This is a genomic window from Shewanella sp. SP2S2-4 (assembly GCF_031932025.1).
GTDB lineage: Bacteria > Pseudomonadota > Gammaproteobacteria > Enterobacterales > Shewanellaceae > Shewanella > Shewanella baltica.
On record NZ_JAUOER010000003.1, the window covers coordinates 246,550 to 262,790 of the forward strand.

Genomic DNA, 16,241 nt, shown 5'->3' on the forward strand with positions numbered 1-16,241 from the left:
TAACTATCAAATCTGGTATAATGCCGCCCGCTATTTTAACGTTCTTTAACATCCAGGGGATTGCAATGCATCCGATGCTGACGATTGCTGTACGCGCTGCCCGCGCGGCCGGCCAAAATATTATGCGCGCCTATACCGAACTTGACCGTATTGAAGTCAGTTCAAAAGGTATCAACGATTTTGTTACCAGTGTAGACAAGGAAGCAGAAGCGACAATTACTTACCAAATTCGTAAATCTTACCCTGATCACACTATCGTGGGTGAAGAGAAAGGCGAAAACCGCGGTGAGAATAACGACTACGTTTGGATAGTTGACCCTCTGGATGGCACTAACAACTTTGTTAGAGGCATTCCCCACTTCGCGATTTCTATCGCTCTGCAACATAAAGGTAAAACTGAAGTTGCGGTTGTTTACGATCCTGTCCGTGAAGAACTCTTTACCGCCGTCCGTGGTAAAGGCGCAAAACTCAATGATTTCCGTCTGCGTGTTACCAACGTGAATGAATTAGCTCCTACCATGATTGGTACTGGCTTCCCATTCAAGGCGCGTCAACACACTGAAACTTACATGGCTATTTTCGGCGAAGTCTTCGGCCAATGTGCTGACTTACGTCGCGCAGGTTCTGCCGCATTAGATTTAGCCTATGTTGCTGCGGGTCGTTTAGACGGTTTCTTCGAAATCGGCTTAAAGCCATGGGACATCGCTGCTGGCGATCTTATCTGCCGCGAAGCGGGCGGTACGGTTACCGATTTCACTGGCAACCATAACTATTTGATTTCTGGTAACATAGTTGCAGGTTCACCTAAAGTGACCACAGAATTAGTTAAAATCATGCGTCCTTTATTGAACGAAGCATTAAAGCGTTAATTGTAGGCGTTAGTCTCGAAGCGTTAGCCTCGATTAACACTTAGCTTTCCAAAACGCATAGACACAAAGCTTTAGACAAAAAAGGCCAGTGGCAGTCTCTTCTAAGAGCGCTCACTGGCCTTTTTGTTTATATGGCTTTCATTTCTAAAACTTTAAGAAGATACCCCTGCAAGCGTCAGCACTGATTTCAGCACCAATCGGCAAACAGGACGCACAACCACTGATTGCGTTATCTACCCGCTAAGGCCTGCGCTGGCGCAATCTGACTGGCTTTCCAAGCAGGATAGAGCGTGGCGATTAAGCTCATCACAAACGCCATCACAATCACCAACACCGCATCTGAGCCATGTAACTCAGACGGTAAAAAGTCGACAAAGTACACATCTGCTGACAGCAGTTGAATACCGAGTAACTGCTCCATCGTACTGGCAATCGCACTTAAATTCAGTGCCACACTCACGCCGATAATCCCGCCAAGACCACAACCAAGCAGACCATTCAAGGCGCCCTGCACCATGAAAATACCCATCACAGCAAGGCGGCTCAGACCCATAGTCATCAAAATCGCAATCTCAGAGGCTTTATCTCGCACTGCCATCACTAAGGTGGAAACGATGTTAAAGCAGGCGACACCAATCACCAGCACTAGCACTAAGTACATAACAGTGCGAACCAACTGAATGTCTTGATATAAATGCCCTTGGGTACGGGTCCAGTCACTGATATACACCGACTGCTTTTGCGCATAACCAAGCTCGCGCACTTTGACGGGTGCATCAAACACTTTATCGACGCTAATACGCACGCCAGTCACGCCGCTCTTCATGTTCAAAATCTGCGCCGCGTACTGCATAGGAATATAAGCCGTGGTCAGCTCAAGCTCGCCGCCAAGATTATAGGCGCCAGACACCACAAAACGATGGCTCTTCGCCGCGCGTAAACTGCCCGCCGCTTCTGGATCCATATCCTGCACATATAAGGCCAGCGTATCGCCAACCTCAAGCCCCAACTTGGTCAACAAACTCTGCCCAAGGACGATGTGATTCTCATCTTGGCCTAGACTCTGCCAGCTGGTATCGCTCATAAATTGCGCCAGTGTCGAGACCTTGATTTCTTCTTTTGGATCGATCCCCACGACAGCTAAGCCTTGAAAACCGCCGGGCTTTTGCACTAAACCTTGCATGCGGATAAAAGGCGCCGCGCCGCGAATACCTTCAATTAACAGTGCGCCCTCGGCAACACTCTGCCAATTCGCGATAGGCTCGCTCACACCGACTATGTCCGCCTGCGGCACGACGCCAAGCAATCTATGTTCTAACTCGCGCTCAAAACCGTTCATCGCCGACAAGACGATGATCAATACCGCCACGCCTAAGGCGATGCCCGCAGTCGATGCGAAGGAAATAAAGCTAATAAAGCTGTTGGATTGGCGGGCGCGATAAAAACGCCAACCAATGGATAAGGCTAACGGTCCTTTCATACTTGGGTTTCCGCCGCTAATTGCAGGAAGCCGTTCTTCATCATCAGCTGACGGTCCATACGGGCAGCCAATTTATGATCATGGGTCACCACCACAAACGCCGTACCCAGTTGTTCGGCGAGTTCGCGGATCAACTCATAAACGGCATCGCCGCTGTTGGCATCTAAGTTACCCGTAGGTTCATCGGCCAGCACTAATTTAGGTTTATTAATCAAGGCCCTTGCGATAGCCACACGCTGACGTTCGCCGCCCGATAGCTCGGCGGGAATGTGCGTCATGCGATGCCCTAACCCAACGCGCTCCAACAAGGCTTTAGCATCGGCGAGCGCCAGTTTACGATCTTTACCTTGAATAAACGCCGGCATAGCGACGTTTTCTAGCGCAGTAAATTCAGGCAATAAATGATGGAATTGATAGATAAAACCCAAGTCTTGGTTACGGATCTGCGCTTGGCGCGCACTGGACACTTGATATAAATCTTCGCCTAATAGCAAGACTTTACCTGCGGTTGGTTCATCCAACGTGCCCATGATGTGCAGCAAGGTACTCTTACCTGAGCCTGAACTGCCGACAATCGCCAACTGCTCGCCCTTAAACACTTGCAGATCAACATTAGACAACACTTGCGTGGTCACGGCGCCATCATGGTAACTCTTACTGACACTCTGCACTTGCAGTAACACGTCTTGCATTGAAGTTCTCTCTTAAACAGGCTTTGGCATCGATTTATGTCATTAAATCAGTGCATTTAATTATTCGCTTCTTGCTAAACCGTCGCTCAATTCAAAAATGCCGACGGTTTACAGCTATTGGCGCATACCGTTACTCATATCTGAGCGCAGTCGCGGGTTGCACATTAGCAGCGCGCAGTGCGGGATATAAGGTCGCCAGCAGGGTCACCAGCAGCGTACCAATCACGATCACAGACAACTGCATCAATTCCAGTTTCACCGGCAAACTTTGCCCCACACCTAAAATAGAAATCCCTAAGGTGGTCATAATGCCATTCAGATTCAAGGTGATGAGTATCCCAACCGCCAGCCCCAGCACTAAACCGAGCACTGCATTGAGCGATCCTTGCACCACAAAAATGCCCATCACGGCGGGTGTGGTCACGCCTTGGGTTTTGAGTACAGCCACATCTGTGGTTTTATCGACCACCATCATGACCAGCGCCGAGACGATATTGAATGCGGCCACGGCCACAATCAGACTCAACATCAGTGACATCATGTTCTTTTCCATCTTGACCGCGCCAAACAAGTGGCCATAGGTATCACGCCAATCGCTGGTTGTCGCCTTCAAACCTTGTTTAGCTAATATATCCTGCACTTTAGGCGCTAAAGCCGGTGCGCTGAAAGGATCCGCTAAATAAAGCCTAAGTTGACTGATCTCTTTACTTGGTTGGCGCATCAGCCGTTTCGCATCTTGATAATGGATATATGCCACGCCCGCATCGACCTGAGAGCCCATTTCAAAAATGCCCGAGACCAAAAACTTACGTTGACTCGGCACTGGACCTAAGGGCGAATACACCACACCATCGCCACTCAATAATCGCACCGTATCACCAGGGGCGACTTTAAGTTGCCTTGCCAGCTCAGAGCCTAAAATCACCTTGTAGTCGCCGCTCGTCAGCTGCTCAAATGCACCTGAGTAAGTGTGCTGGGCAACCGAAGATAACTTTTCCGCTAACTCGGGGAACACGCCATAAACCTGTACAGCACGAATACTCGCCGCCGATTGCACCATGGCCTGCGTCGACACGCTCGGCGTCACGCCTAATACGCCAGGTAAGGCTTTAAGCGCACTCGCCTGCTCAGTCCAATCGACTAAAGGCGCTTCACTATAAAGAGTTAATTGCGGTACTGCGCCTAAGATACGTTGCTTGAGTTGGCCTTCGAGACCATTCATCACAGAACTCACCACAATAAGCGCGGCAACACCTAAGAAAATGCCCGATACGGCAAATAGAGTAATAAACGACGCGAACGCGTTCGCTTTTCTGGCCCGCCAATAACGGTAACCAATATAGAAAGGGAATCCTGGATTCATTGAAAGAGGGTTGCGTCCTGTGTGCTGAACTTGCTAAATCATGAAGATGGGCACGATAATAGGGGTATTGGTCCTATAAATAAAGAGGCAAGCCTTGTTCACTGACACCAATCCGTATTTTAGTGTGCCTCACCACTTCACCGCCTACTTAAGTCTGTGGCCGAGTTCCGAGCCATTACCCTCTGAAATGGCATTAAGATCAATGCAATCATTGGGTATTCAGCTACTCAGCGAAGTGAAAACACTTGAAGCCAACTGCTTGCTACAACTGCGCCATTTAGATAACGAGGCAAAAGTTGTCGTGGACTTTTTAAAGCTGCAATCTCGCAAAGTGGATTTAGTGCTGCAGCATGTATTAGAGAAAGAAACCCAAGAGGGCGAAAAATGCATTGGCAATCAGTTTGGTGGCAGCGGCCTAAGACTGCTCACGCCCACAGCCTTAACCATAGGCTCACACTATAAAATCACCCTGTTTATTCATGACGAATTAGTCGCCATTTTGTGTTTTGGCAAAGTAACCGCCTCTACCGCGCAAAAAACGCTATCTACCGAGAGCTGCACCAATAGCGATACTCATAGCGGTGACACACAAAATGCCGAGCAACATACTCAGGCGGAACTTCAGTCTCCTGCCCCGCAATGGCAAACCGACTTTGAATTCAGTCAAATTCTCGAGGCTGACGTGGAACAATTAGTCAAAGCCAGCCTTAATGTACAGCAGAAACAACTCAAGTTACGTAAACTCGCCAGAGACGAGCGTCAATAGCCGCTGACTTTTCACTGGCACCTGCGCCATCAAGTCTCTACAATGTCTGCAACTCTTTGTGAATGAATCAGTTTATCGCACGCCAATGACTCACATATCAGCCCTAACGCCGCCAGCCGTCAAAAATGGCACTCAAATCCAGACTCTGTCCACCGTGGGCGGCGTTTGCCAAGCTGTTACACTCGCCAGTTTAGCGCGTCAACATAAGGGGACGACCTTAGTTGTTACCAGTGATACGCCAAGCGCCTTAAGCTTAGAGCTAGAACTGAGTTATTTTCTCGGTAAAACAGGCATTAAGGTCAGATTATTCCCTGACCGCGAAACCTTGCCCTACGACAGTTTTTCGCCCCATCAGGATTTGATCTCCCAGCGACTCGAAACCCTGTCGCAGCTGTCTCAAATTGAGCAAAACATCGTTATCGTGCCCGTCACGACCTTAATGATGCGCCTGCCACCTAAGGCCTATTTAAGCGCCAACGTATTTGTGCTGAAAAAAGGCGACAGCTACAAGTTACACGATGTACGCCAGCATTTAACCGACACTGGCTACCATTCGGTGGAGCAAGTGTATGAACACGGCGAGTTTGCCATTCGCGGCTCGATTCTGGATATCTTCCCCACTGGGATGAATATGCCACTGCGCATCGAGCTATTCGATGAAGAAGTGGAAACCATCCGCCATTTTGATCCCGAAACCCAACGTTCATTGCAGCCTGTCGACTCGATTCGCCTATTGCCCGCGAAGGAATTCCCAACCGACAGTTCGGCCATCGAAGGTTTTAGGCAAAGATACCGCCGCCGTTTTGAGGTCATAGTCAAAGAGCCAGAGTCAGTTTATCAGCTGGTGAGCCGTAACTTGATGCCGGCGGGGATTGAAAACTACCTGCCGCTGTTTTTTGATGACACAGCGACCCTATTCGATTACTTGCCCAAGGACACTCAGTTAGTCACTTTAGGCGATATCGAAAAGTCGGCGCGCGCGCATCTGCAAGAAGTCGAACATCGCTATCAAGATAGACGTGTCGACCCACTGCGGCCGCTACTGGCGCCTAAAGAGCTGTACTTACTCATAGAAGAGTTATTTGCCGCCTTTAAACCGCTACCACGTTACCAAATGCAAGTGCCGACTGATGGCACTGAAGCGACGAAAGCGGTGGTGATTGCTGCCAGCACCCTGCCCGACATCAGCGCCAACCATAAATTAAAGCAACCACTGCTAGCGCTGCAAGATTATGCTAGCAGCGCCAAACGCATGTTGTTTAGCGCCGAGTCCGAGGGTCGCCGCGAAGCGCTACTTGAATTGCTCGCAAAAATTCAGTTAAAACCTGCGCTGTTTAACCATTTTGATGAATTTATTCAAAGTGATGCTAAGTTAGGCCTTATCGTATCGCCGCTGTCACGCGGTTGTTTGCTGCAGATCAGCGCCAAAGATGGCATCAGTATCATTTGTGAAACTGAGCTCTTCGGCCATCGAATTTCCCAGCAACGTCGCCGTGAAAAACAGCGTCAGATCAGTAACGATGCCCTGATTAAAAACTTGGCCGAACTCAAAGTCGGCCAGCCCATTGTGCATTTAGAACACGGTGTTGCCCTCTATAAAGGCTTAGTCACGCTAGATACAGGCGGACTGGTCGCTGAATACCTGCAACTGGAATACGCCGGCGGCGATAAACTGTATGTGCCAGTGTCTTCATTGCACCTTATCAGCCGCTACAGTGTTGGCGCCGACGAAGACGCCCACTTAAATAAACTCGGCAATGAGACGTGGGCTAAAGCCAAGAAAAAAGCCATTGAAAAAATCCGCGATGTTGCGGCCGAGCTGCTTGATGTCTATGCCCGTCGCCAATCTCGTCCCGGCGAAAGCTGCGAGATTGACGAAGATGAATACGCCCAATTCGCTCGCGGCTTCCCCTTCGAGGAAACCGTCGATCAAGAAAGTGCCATCATCGCCGTGTTAGCCGATATGCAATCGCCGACCGCAATGGACAGATTAGTCTGTGGCGATGTGGGCTTTGGTAAAACCGAAGTGGCCATGCGCGCCGCCTTTGTGGCCGTCAACGCCGGCAAGCAAGTGGTCGTGCTGGTCCCGACCACATTGCTTGCCCAGCAACACTATGAAAACTTTAAAGACAGGTTTGCCGACTGGCCCGTGGTCACCGAAGTGATGTCACGCTTTCGCACCGCTAAAGAGCAGACTCAAGTGCTGCAGCAATTGGAAGAAGGCAAAGTCGATATCGTTATCGGTACTCACAAGTTATTGCAATCTGAGGCCAAGTTTGAAAACTTAGGCCTGCTGATCATCGACGAAGAACACAGATTCGGTGTGCGTCAGAAAGAGAAAATCAAGGCACTGCGTGCCAACGTCGATATCTTAACTCTGACCGCAACGCCCATTCCGCGCACCTTAAATATGGCCATGTCGGGCATGCGCGATTTATCGATTATCGCCACCCCGCCCGCCAAACGTTTAGCGGTAAAAACCTTTGTGCGCGAATCCGATCCTGCAACCGTGCGCGAGGCCATTTTGCGGGAAATTCTCCGTGGCGGCCAAGTGTATTACCTGCACAATAATGTTGAAAGTATTGAAAAATGTGCCCAAGGCATTATCGATTTACTGCCAGAAGCGCGGGTAGTCGTCGCCCACGGTCAAATGCGTGAACGCGACCTTGAGCGGGTGATGTCTGACTTTTATCACCAAAGATTCAACGTGTTAGTCTGTACTACTATTATCGAAACTGGTATCGACGTCCCGAGTGCCAACACCATTATTATTGAGCGCGCCGATACCTTTGGTCTGGCGCAGTTACACCAATTACGCGGCCGCGTCGGACGCTCGCACCATCAGGCCTACGCTTATTTGATGACGCCGCATCCCAAACGTATGACCCCAGATGCGCGCAAACGTTTAGAAGCCATTGATGCCCTTGAAGATCTCGGTGCAGGCTTTATGCTGGCGACCCAAGATTTAGAGATCCGCGGCGCAGGTGAACTCTTGGGCGATGAACAGAGTGGCCATATTTCGAAAATTGGTTTTAGCTTGTACATGGAAATGCTCGAAGCGGCAGTCAAAGCTTTAAAACAAGGCAAAGAGCCATCGCTGGCGCAAATGCTGAATCAACAATGTGAAATTGAACTGCGTATCCCCGCCCTACTGCCTGAGGCCTATGTGAGCGACGTGAATATTCGTCTATCCCTCTATAAACGCATCGCAGGTTGCGAAACCGAAGCGGCGCTGGATGAGTTAAAAGTCGAATTGATCGACCGTTTTGGCCTATTGCCCGAACCGACGCGCAACTTAATGGAAATGACCTTCTATAAACATGAGGCGACTCGCTTAGGGGCGACTAAAATAGAAGTGCACAGTAAAGGTGGCAGCATCGAATTTAGTCATGATCACGTCATCGATCCTATGTTTATTATTGGATTACTCCAAAGCCAGCCACAAATCTATCGAATGGAAGGACCGAATAAGTTAAAGTTCAGCCTTGCGGCCGAAACCAGCAAAGACAGGCTCGCTTTAGTGAAACTCTTGCTCGAACAATTATCGCAACATCGTCTTGGAGATAATAAATAGTGTTACGTAAACTCGCGGTCTCTATCGCTACCCTCATTGCACTATCGCACAGTCAGGTCGTCCAAGCTGAAGCTTGGTTCGAAGTTGAAGTCTATGTATTTGAACGCCAAAGTCAGTCAACTGAACAATGGCCAGATACGCCGATCAAGACGAAAACCGATAAAGCGATAGACTTGATCTCTCCAGCGGTTGCACAAGTCGTTACCCCAATGGCGAGTGAGTCGGCGCCTTGTACGCTAGTATTTGATGCCGATGCCAATAGCCATTGCGCTGAAAGCTTAAACGGTGATCCAACGTCTGAGCCTGTAGCCGCCGCGCCAACTAGTGTCGAATATCGCTATCCGCCAGTGATCCCGTCAGAAATCAGCAGCGCAACGACCAGCTATGCCAGCGCTAATGGTGGCCCAGTGTTATTAGCGCGCAGCCAAAGCCAATTCGCGAGCATTATCAATAGTATCTCCCGTGAACGCGGCACGCGCAGTTTACTGCACATGGCGTGGCAACAACCAATGCGTGGTAAAAGTGGTTCTGTGCCTATTCGTTTATTTGCGGGTAAAGATTTCTCAGGTACGTATCACTTCGATGGCAGAAAAATCATTAAGCAAGCTCAAGCTGAGCCTATGACTCATGCCGATGGCACGCCTATGCTTGCGCCAGTGGTATCACCGGTGTGGGAATTAGATGGCACACTGAATATCTATTTAAGCCACTATTTGTATATTGAAACCGCACTGAATTTGCGTAAAGAAGGCCGGAAGTTATTACCAGTAATGCCAAGCGATGCACCAGACAGCAGCGCAACGCTCACGGCGCCCAAAGTCATGACACCGTTTTTAATATCAGTACCTTTGGAACAAAACCGCCGGGTGAAGAGTGAAGAAATCCATTATTTAGATCACCCCGAAATGGGCATGGTGATCCAAATTCGTAAGATGGCACAACCTAGTGCACAGCAAATAAGTTTGAATGCTGAATCCATACAAACGGTTGGGCAATACTGAGTCAGCTAGTAAATTGCAAAAGACTTAAGTCGTACTCTAAAATGAATGACTTAGACTGTACTGCTGTTTAAGACTGCACTTTTAGCTTAAGACTGTACTATGGAGAAGTCGAGGTAGATATCATCGGCTTCGTCTTCTCCCACTGTGACAGTTAATCCCTCGGTACAAGGCACGCCCACTTCGCACCAAGCAATCAAGTTATTCACCGCAATATCACTGCCTTGGGCTAATACTTCGACACTGCCATCACGGCAATTGGTGACATAGCCTGTCACGCCCAAAGCTCTGGCCTTAGTCAAGGTCGCATGCCGACAACCCACACCTTGCACTTTACCCGTTAAACTTATCAATACACGCTTCATCTCACGCCCCTTTTGCATTGCACACAAGCCTGTTATTGGATTAAGCATAGCCGCAATTATCCGAAGGCTAAGTGTTAACCTATGGATCTATAGAGCAAAAAATAAACGATATTTTATTTTAGGCAAAAAAAACAGCTAACAAGACTGCAGTTAGCTGTGTCGGGCGACATACGCAAAGGGATATCCAATAAATGGACAAATACAACAGCAACTCTGTAGCATTTTGTTACAAAATAGCAAGGCTGGCTACTTTACACAATAAATAATTATTTTCAATAGTTTGAAAAATAAAACTATCCCTCCATAATGAATATAATGCTTTTAGCTGAAAATCGGCTCATGCCGCTGCCTGCATTGTTCATTTAACAAAACACCGCGGTGAAAGTTGCAGAAGTATGAGAACTCGTTAACGTTCAACGCTGGGATTGTGTTTGTTCAGACCAGCTCGCAATTGCGAAACGAAGGTTTGGGAAGTAAGGGGGTTAGAAGTGAGGGTTGTAGAATTGAAGTGTCGCTATGCCACGCTAATAACGGGTGCTGTGTATGGCGAAGCGTTACAGCAAGACAAGCAAAAATATGCCAGCTACACATTCAAAAGACAAAAGTAAAAAACCGGCATAGTCTGCCGGTTTCTGTTTTATTGCGCGATAAGTTGATTACGCGATAACCAGCTACTCGCTGATCATCTGACCATTTTGATAGCGATACTCGGATGAGGGTTCGCCATTAAAGTAATACACCGACCTGCCGTGCAGTTGATTATCGAGATACTCATCACTTTGCAGCAGGCTGCCATCTTCGTTAAAACTGTAGCCTTTGCCCTGCAATTGACCTTTATCATCATATTGCGTCAGCCCTAATAAATGGCCGTTAGCGGAAAAGGCCAGCCAACTACCGACTTCGTGTCCTGCTTTATAGTTGCCATGCCAGAGCTTAACCATGCTGTAGCTGCTTTCATCTTGCAGCAGCCATTGGCCTTCACGCTGACCGTTAACATACTGACCTTGGGCTTGCAGCTGTTTATCAAAACCACGCTGTAAATATGCGCCATGTAACTTAGCGTTTTTATAAAATGCTCGGTGCATTATCGTGCCATCGGCTGAGATTTCACTCTGTTCACCGTTAAGCTGACCTTGTTGATTAAACTGCTCATTGCGCGTCGTGTCGGTATTTTGTGTGATCCACTGACCAACCTTTAAGCCCAAGTGGTATTGGCCCTTCACAAAACTGCCGTCCTCGGCGTTATCTTCTCGATAGGCACCGTGCATTTGACCCTTGCTGTAGTTGATTTGCCTGACATAACCATTCCAGCCAGCACCGATATACAAGCCTTCATATTGTCCCTTGAGTTGTTCATCGCGTTCAATCAATTCACCTGCTGAGTCGAAGCGCTGACGTAAACTCCAGTTTTTCGCAGTATCACGCTGATATTGATGGGTTAACTTTCCAGTGCCATCGAAGCGCAGTTCAGTGCTAATCCGGCCTTTTGCAAGATATTGAGTATCGGTTTGGGTGGCGACATTGCCAGCATTATCATAGGTAATATTCTGTATTTCACGGCCATCATTATCGTACTCTTGCTGCATGGCTAACAGCCCTGGCCCTTTAAAACGCTGCTGGTTTCCTACCTGCTTGCCATGCTGATAATGTTTGATCTCTTGCAGAATATCTGCGGCCTGATAACTCAACACTTCTCCGTGCATTTTTCCATTCAGGTAAAACTCTTTGGTGTATAACCAGCCCTCTTTAGTCCAATACAGTCGCTCACCTTGGTATTTTCCCGCCACCATATTCACGCTTTGTTCTGGCTTACCATTGTCATAGAAGCTTTCATATCGCCCTTCCATACCGTTCGCACCATAGTTTGCGCGCGATGCCAGCAGGCCGTTGGCATGATAACTTTGCGATAAGCCTAATTCAGCCCCATTCACGCGATGCTCATGGCGCTGCAGTTGACCATTTTGATAATAGCTTTTCTGCTCGCCGTTCAACTGACCATTCTGGTAGTGGTACTCTCCCGAAAGCGCTCCGTCTTCCCAATAATGCAGATGCGTGCCCTGATAATGTCCTTGCGCATCGCTACTGCCCTTGCGAGACAGTTGGCCGTCAGGGTAGAAAAACTCGAAATCACCAACAATAACATTCCCCACTAAATCCGGCCCGTTCAAGCTGCCGTAAAAAAACGGTTTATCCGTTTCCAGATAAAATAGCTGTACTGGCCACTCGCCATCTTGCTCTGTCGGCGCTTGCTCCAGATAATAAATGGCTTCGCCCGGTACATCGCTAAGCCGCCATTCTTGGTCGAGTAAAATTCGCTCAGCTGACAAATTAAACGACATAAGTAGCGCAGATAATAGTAATAAGACTCGCATATTCTGCTCCTTAAGGTAACGCAGGGAATGTATTAACCCACTGTTTATTGACAGGTTCGCCGCTTATCGAAAGCTGTTCTATCTTTGCAGCGCGCCCCGCCAGCACAAACCAGCGTTGCTCACGTAATACTTGCTGCAACGGACGCTGATAAAAGTCACTGCCATAATCTTGAATAGCAGGCGCAAGGGGTAAATTCTGCGCATTTAAAAAACGATAGCGCCGCATAACGTCGGCGACGGTTTGAGTGGCATCAAGATTCGGCAGTTGAGTGATATCAATCAACCAGCTTTGCTCAGGTTGATACGCTAGCGCTTGCCATTTGGGCGTACCAGTACAGGTCAAGGTGCTGCTGACCTTGATGTCGTAAAAATTGCGGCGGATCCCATCGGCGCTGCTCAGTTGGTACTGCACAAACTTATCCAGCCCAGCACCAAAACCCGTGTTGCTGCTTGCGCTGGTGTTTGTCCATTGCAGTGTATGTCCGTTGACCTTAGGGGCATCGACCACACTGAGGGTGCACACCGCTGCCTGCTCGGACGTTAACAGCATGCTGACGCCGTATCTAGCAACGATTTGCGGCTCAAGTAAGGCGGGATCAGCTGGTGTGCTAGGTTGCGGCTGATTATCATAGGACGCATACATATCATCGCTGTAAAGCAGTTGCTGTTGCGCCGGCGGATACGCGACATTTTGCGCGTAATCTTGGGTTGGAATAAAACGAATATTCTTCGTCAGTTCGCCGCTGTCAGCCGCGGTATTCACATAGAGTGTCAGCGCCGACGGCGCGGCGGCAAAGGTAAACTGTGTAATCGTCTCATATTGCGCCGATGAGGCCAGCGCCAACATATTTTGCTCTGCCGACGTTAGCCAATCCGGTCCAGTGGCTGGCGGTGAAAGATAGTGCACCATAGCGCCTTCGGCACCATCATAGCGCCGGTATAACCACGTTTTATCAGCGCCGCCTCGCGATTTCAGCAGATAACTGAATGGCTTGTCGGGGATTGGCGAGAGTTCGAGCTGTAAATCTTCATACTGCAAGCTCACAGTTTTGTTGGGGTCGGGGGTCAGGTTAAGCTTGACCAGTTTCGCACCATGATAATGGGCAGTCGCGCGAAACTCAGCAACCTGAGCTAAGAGGTCATTTGGTGCATTCCAGCCAATAAGCAGATTTTGCTGCACAGATTGATGGAAACCATCCTGTTCTGGATAACTGTAACTGCCCACCTTGCTCAGTTGCAGCGGCAGCACAGTGCCATCCGCGCTGTGTGCCGTGATATCGGTTAAGCTAAATCCGCCTTCGGGTTTAAAACCTGAAAAGTCATGATGATAGGCTAGATTTAATAGATCATCTTGCTGGTAAAAGTAACCCGCATCATAGGCAAACACAGCATCAATGCCTAAGGTCCTATTGATGTCATCCAGTACAAAGTCAGGCTGTTTTTGATACTCAAAGGCAGGGAAATCATAATCAAAACCTAAACGCTGTGTTAAATCACCCAACTGGCGCTGCTGCGGCAACATAATAACGTTGCTGCGCACTGTGCCCTTATAGCCGTAGCGCTCAAACGGCGCTTCTGCCACTAAAGCTAACTGCGCTAACCAACCCCGCTCACGTTCTAACATCAGCTGACCGTATATTTTGGCTTGCTCGCCGTCACTTTCAACTTTGGCTAGTACATGCGTATCAGTGACTTGCAATACAGTAAGTTTGGCATTGGCGTGGCCTTGATAGGTAGGAAGCGCGACGACCGCCCCCGCTTTGGCGGGTATGGTGCTAAGGAAGGCCGATGAGCTAAAGAGTTTTTTCAGTTCCTGCTCAAGCTCTGCGCCGCGTTCAGCCAGCAGCGCCTGCCATACAGGTTTGTTTAATGCAGTGAATTCTTTAATGCTGCCATCGTCTAGATTTAATGTAAATTCAAATCCCTGCGAGAAAATAGCGTGCATTTCAGGATTACGATCGGCCCGCTGGCCATTACTGACGCCGCTCCCTTGGCCATCGCGCATGTTCATGTAATCGACGTACAGTTGAAACCGACTGTTTTTGCCAGTTTCGAGGACTTTATAACGCAGCAATTGATGTGAGCTGGTGTTAACCGTTTCGGTACGCTGACCATTATCTACAGTGATGTTGGTGGTGCTATACAGCTGATACGAGCGCTCTTCTCCTTTTTCTGGCGTAAACTCAACATCAGCATCCCCAAAAGAACAGGCCGATAATAAACAGCATGCAACTACGCTAACCAAGTACTTCATGGTTATTCCTTGTATCTCAAACAAATAGTAAGCGCCGCATTATGCCCGTTCATACCCAGTAAATAAAATGCTTTGGCTATTTTGCCTGTCCAGCGCAACACCTTAATGCACGACTAAAATATCCTTTTAGATAGTCGCAGGTACAGCAATGCTAATCTCAGGCAAGTTCTTAATGACGAATTACAACATAAAGAACTGATGCGCAAAGCTAGTTCTGCTGTATTAATTGTCATTATTTACCCAGTGACTCGCCGTATTTTTATTTAATATGAAGTATCCCTATCGGATCGACGGTAACATCTGCAGCACACGGTCACTGTTGCAGCAATGCCAATCTTAACTATCCCTCTAGCTGTTTGTTCAGTTAAAAAGCTCTTGCCCCATTACGAGTTTCAAAGTTTTTGTGTTAACCGAAGTAAGCTGATTTTTCCTTATTAGAGCTAGGGATTGAGTTTGAATTAAGAACAAGCCCAAAACTAGAAAAATCACTAAAAGGAAGCCATTTCACTATACCACTTCACTCATAGTAATTCCGATGTATAACATTACTTTTCTTTCAGGCTATCAAAAGTCTCTTTGATTTTCGGGATCATTTCTTTATCACTAAAAATCTCTGAATTTTTAATGATTATGGTTTTCTCTGATTCTAATAGCTCTATTATCTCAGCTTCAATCTTGTGCATTACAGGATCTAATATAATTAAGTCCCTTTCCACTCTGCTTCTAACATCCGAAATAGTGGTGAAACCCTCATGCATTTTAGGAAATAACACGTTAACTTTAAAATTTTTCTCCTCTTTGGTTCCTTCTATTAAAGAATAATCACCACACATAAAACGTTCACTCGAATCTAGTAAATATTTTAAAACTTCACCAATCAACTGGTCTTTAGTTGCATAATGTTCAGGATAATACTTCTTATGCAATTTTTCTGGAAGCGTCCCACCAACTAGTGAACGACTACAACGTCGAGAAAGGTACATAGTAACAACGTTTACGCTAAATGGATGGATTATATTATTGAGTAATAGCTTATTTGTGACCTCCTTGAGAGTAAGTTCCGTTATTTTACTGCTCAAATAATTAAATAGTTTTTTGTTCATAAACAATGAAACATTGGACATAAGTTGGAATAACTCACCAAACTCATCATTTTTAAGAGACTTGAGGAACTCTATGTCGTAGCCATATAAGTCAAATGTCCCAAAATTAGTTCTCTTTTCTGAACCAATAGACTTTATTCGTTTTTGTAAATGCTTTATGTCTATATCAGATTGATCAGCAAAACCATATCCCTCTAAAATTCTTTTCATATCTTCTTTGAAAGCATCTCTGTCAATGACTTGTATCACATCAAAAAAGTTCTGGAGTATATTTGGTTTACATTGAATACGATAAGATAAATCTACTTGGTCATATACTTCGACTGTTGTTAGCTTTAATAAGGATTCAATTGCTTCATATGGTTCTTCGCCTACGTAGTCTTCAAATGACGCATATTCATCGAC

11 protein-coding genes are annotated in these 16,241 nt (G+C 47.4%); 4 read left to right on the forward strand and 7 right to left on the reverse strand.

Going from position 1 to position 16,241, the window contains the following annotated elements; translation table 11 throughout:
* The first annotated feature begins 65 nt into the window (after positions 1 to 65).
* Positions 66 to 869, forward strand: coding sequence for an inositol-1-monophosphatase (suhB, locus tag Q4Q54_RS04765; RefSeq protein ID WP_006081861.1), 804 nt, complete (start codon positions 66 to 68; stop codon positions 867 to 869).
* A gap of 229 nt (positions 870 to 1,098) precedes the next feature.
* Here the strand turns inward: suhB and lolE are convergent, their stop codons facing one another.
* The 3 genes from lolE to Q4Q54_RS04780 form a co-directional block, all read right to left on the reverse strand.
* Positions 1,099 to 2,349 carry a lipoprotein-releasing ABC transporter permease subunit LolE gene (gene lolE / locus Q4Q54_RS04770; RefSeq protein WP_311987838.1) on the reverse strand — a complete coding sequence of 417 codons (1,251 nt, stop codon included), beginning with the start codon at positions 2,347 to 2,349 and terminating at the stop codon, positions 1,099 to 1,101.
* Positions 2,346 to 3,041: a lipoprotein-releasing ABC transporter ATP-binding protein LolD gene (gene lolD / locus Q4Q54_RS04775; protein ID WP_006081863.1), complete on the reverse strand. Its 696-nt coding sequence runs from the start codon at positions 3,039 to 3,041 to the stop codon at positions 2,346 to 2,348. Before lolD ends, lolE begins: the two co-directional genes overlap by 4 nt.
* A 130-nt stretch (positions 3,042 to 3,171) precedes the next feature.
* Positions 3,172 to 4,404, reverse strand: coding sequence for a lipoprotein-releasing ABC transporter permease subunit (locus Q4Q54_RS04780; protein ID WP_006086841.1), 1,233 nt, complete (start codon positions 4,402 to 4,404; stop codon positions 3,172 to 3,174).
* Positions 4,405 to 4,498: 94 nt separating this feature from the next.
* On the opposite strand from Q4Q54_RS04780, the gene Q4Q54_RS04785 reads away from it, so the two are divergent.
* From Q4Q54_RS04785 to Q4Q54_RS04795, 3 genes are all read left to right on the forward strand, one after another.
* A complete protein-coding gene (locus tag Q4Q54_RS04785) occupies positions 4,499 to 5,170 on the forward strand; it encodes a hypothetical protein (RefSeq protein WP_311987839.1) in 672 nt (223 codons plus the stop codon).
* Between the two features lie 85 nt (positions 5,171 to 5,255).
* Positions 5,256 to 8,744, forward strand: a complete 3,489-nt coding sequence (mfd, locus tag Q4Q54_RS04790; RefSeq protein WP_311987840.1) for a transcription-repair coupling factor — start codon at positions 5,256 to 5,258, stop codon at positions 8,742 to 8,744.
* Entirely contained in the window at positions 8,744 to 9,745 is a 1,002-nt protein-coding gene (locus Q4Q54_RS04795) for a peptidoglycan binding protein CsiV (protein WP_311987841.1), read from the forward strand. The genes mfd and Q4Q54_RS04795 overlap by 1 nt, the downstream gene beginning before the upstream one ends.
* Positions 9,746 to 9,831: 86 nt before the next feature.
* On the opposite strand, the gene Q4Q54_RS04800 is transcribed toward Q4Q54_RS04795, so the two are convergent.
* From Q4Q54_RS04800 to Q4Q54_RS04815, 4 genes are all read right to left on the reverse strand, one after another.
* Entirely contained in the window at positions 9,832 to 10,107 is a 276-nt protein-coding gene (locus Q4Q54_RS04800; RefSeq protein WP_011846955.1) for an acylphosphatase, read from the reverse strand.
* Between the two features lie 671 nt (positions 10,108 to 10,778).
* Entirely contained in the window at positions 10,779 to 12,479 is a 1,701-nt protein-coding gene (locus Q4Q54_RS04805) for a hypothetical protein (RefSeq protein WP_311987842.1), read from the reverse strand.
* Between the two features lie 10 nt (positions 12,480 to 12,489).
* A complete protein-coding gene (locus Q4Q54_RS04810; RefSeq protein WP_311987843.1) occupies positions 12,490 to 14,733 on the reverse strand; it encodes a hypothetical protein in 2,244 nt (747 codons plus the stop codon).
* Between the two features lie 545 nt (positions 14,734 to 15,278).
* A partial coding sequence (locus Q4Q54_RS04815; protein WP_311987844.1) for a hypothetical protein occupies positions 15,279 to 16,241 on the reverse strand: 963 nt, incomplete at its 5' end.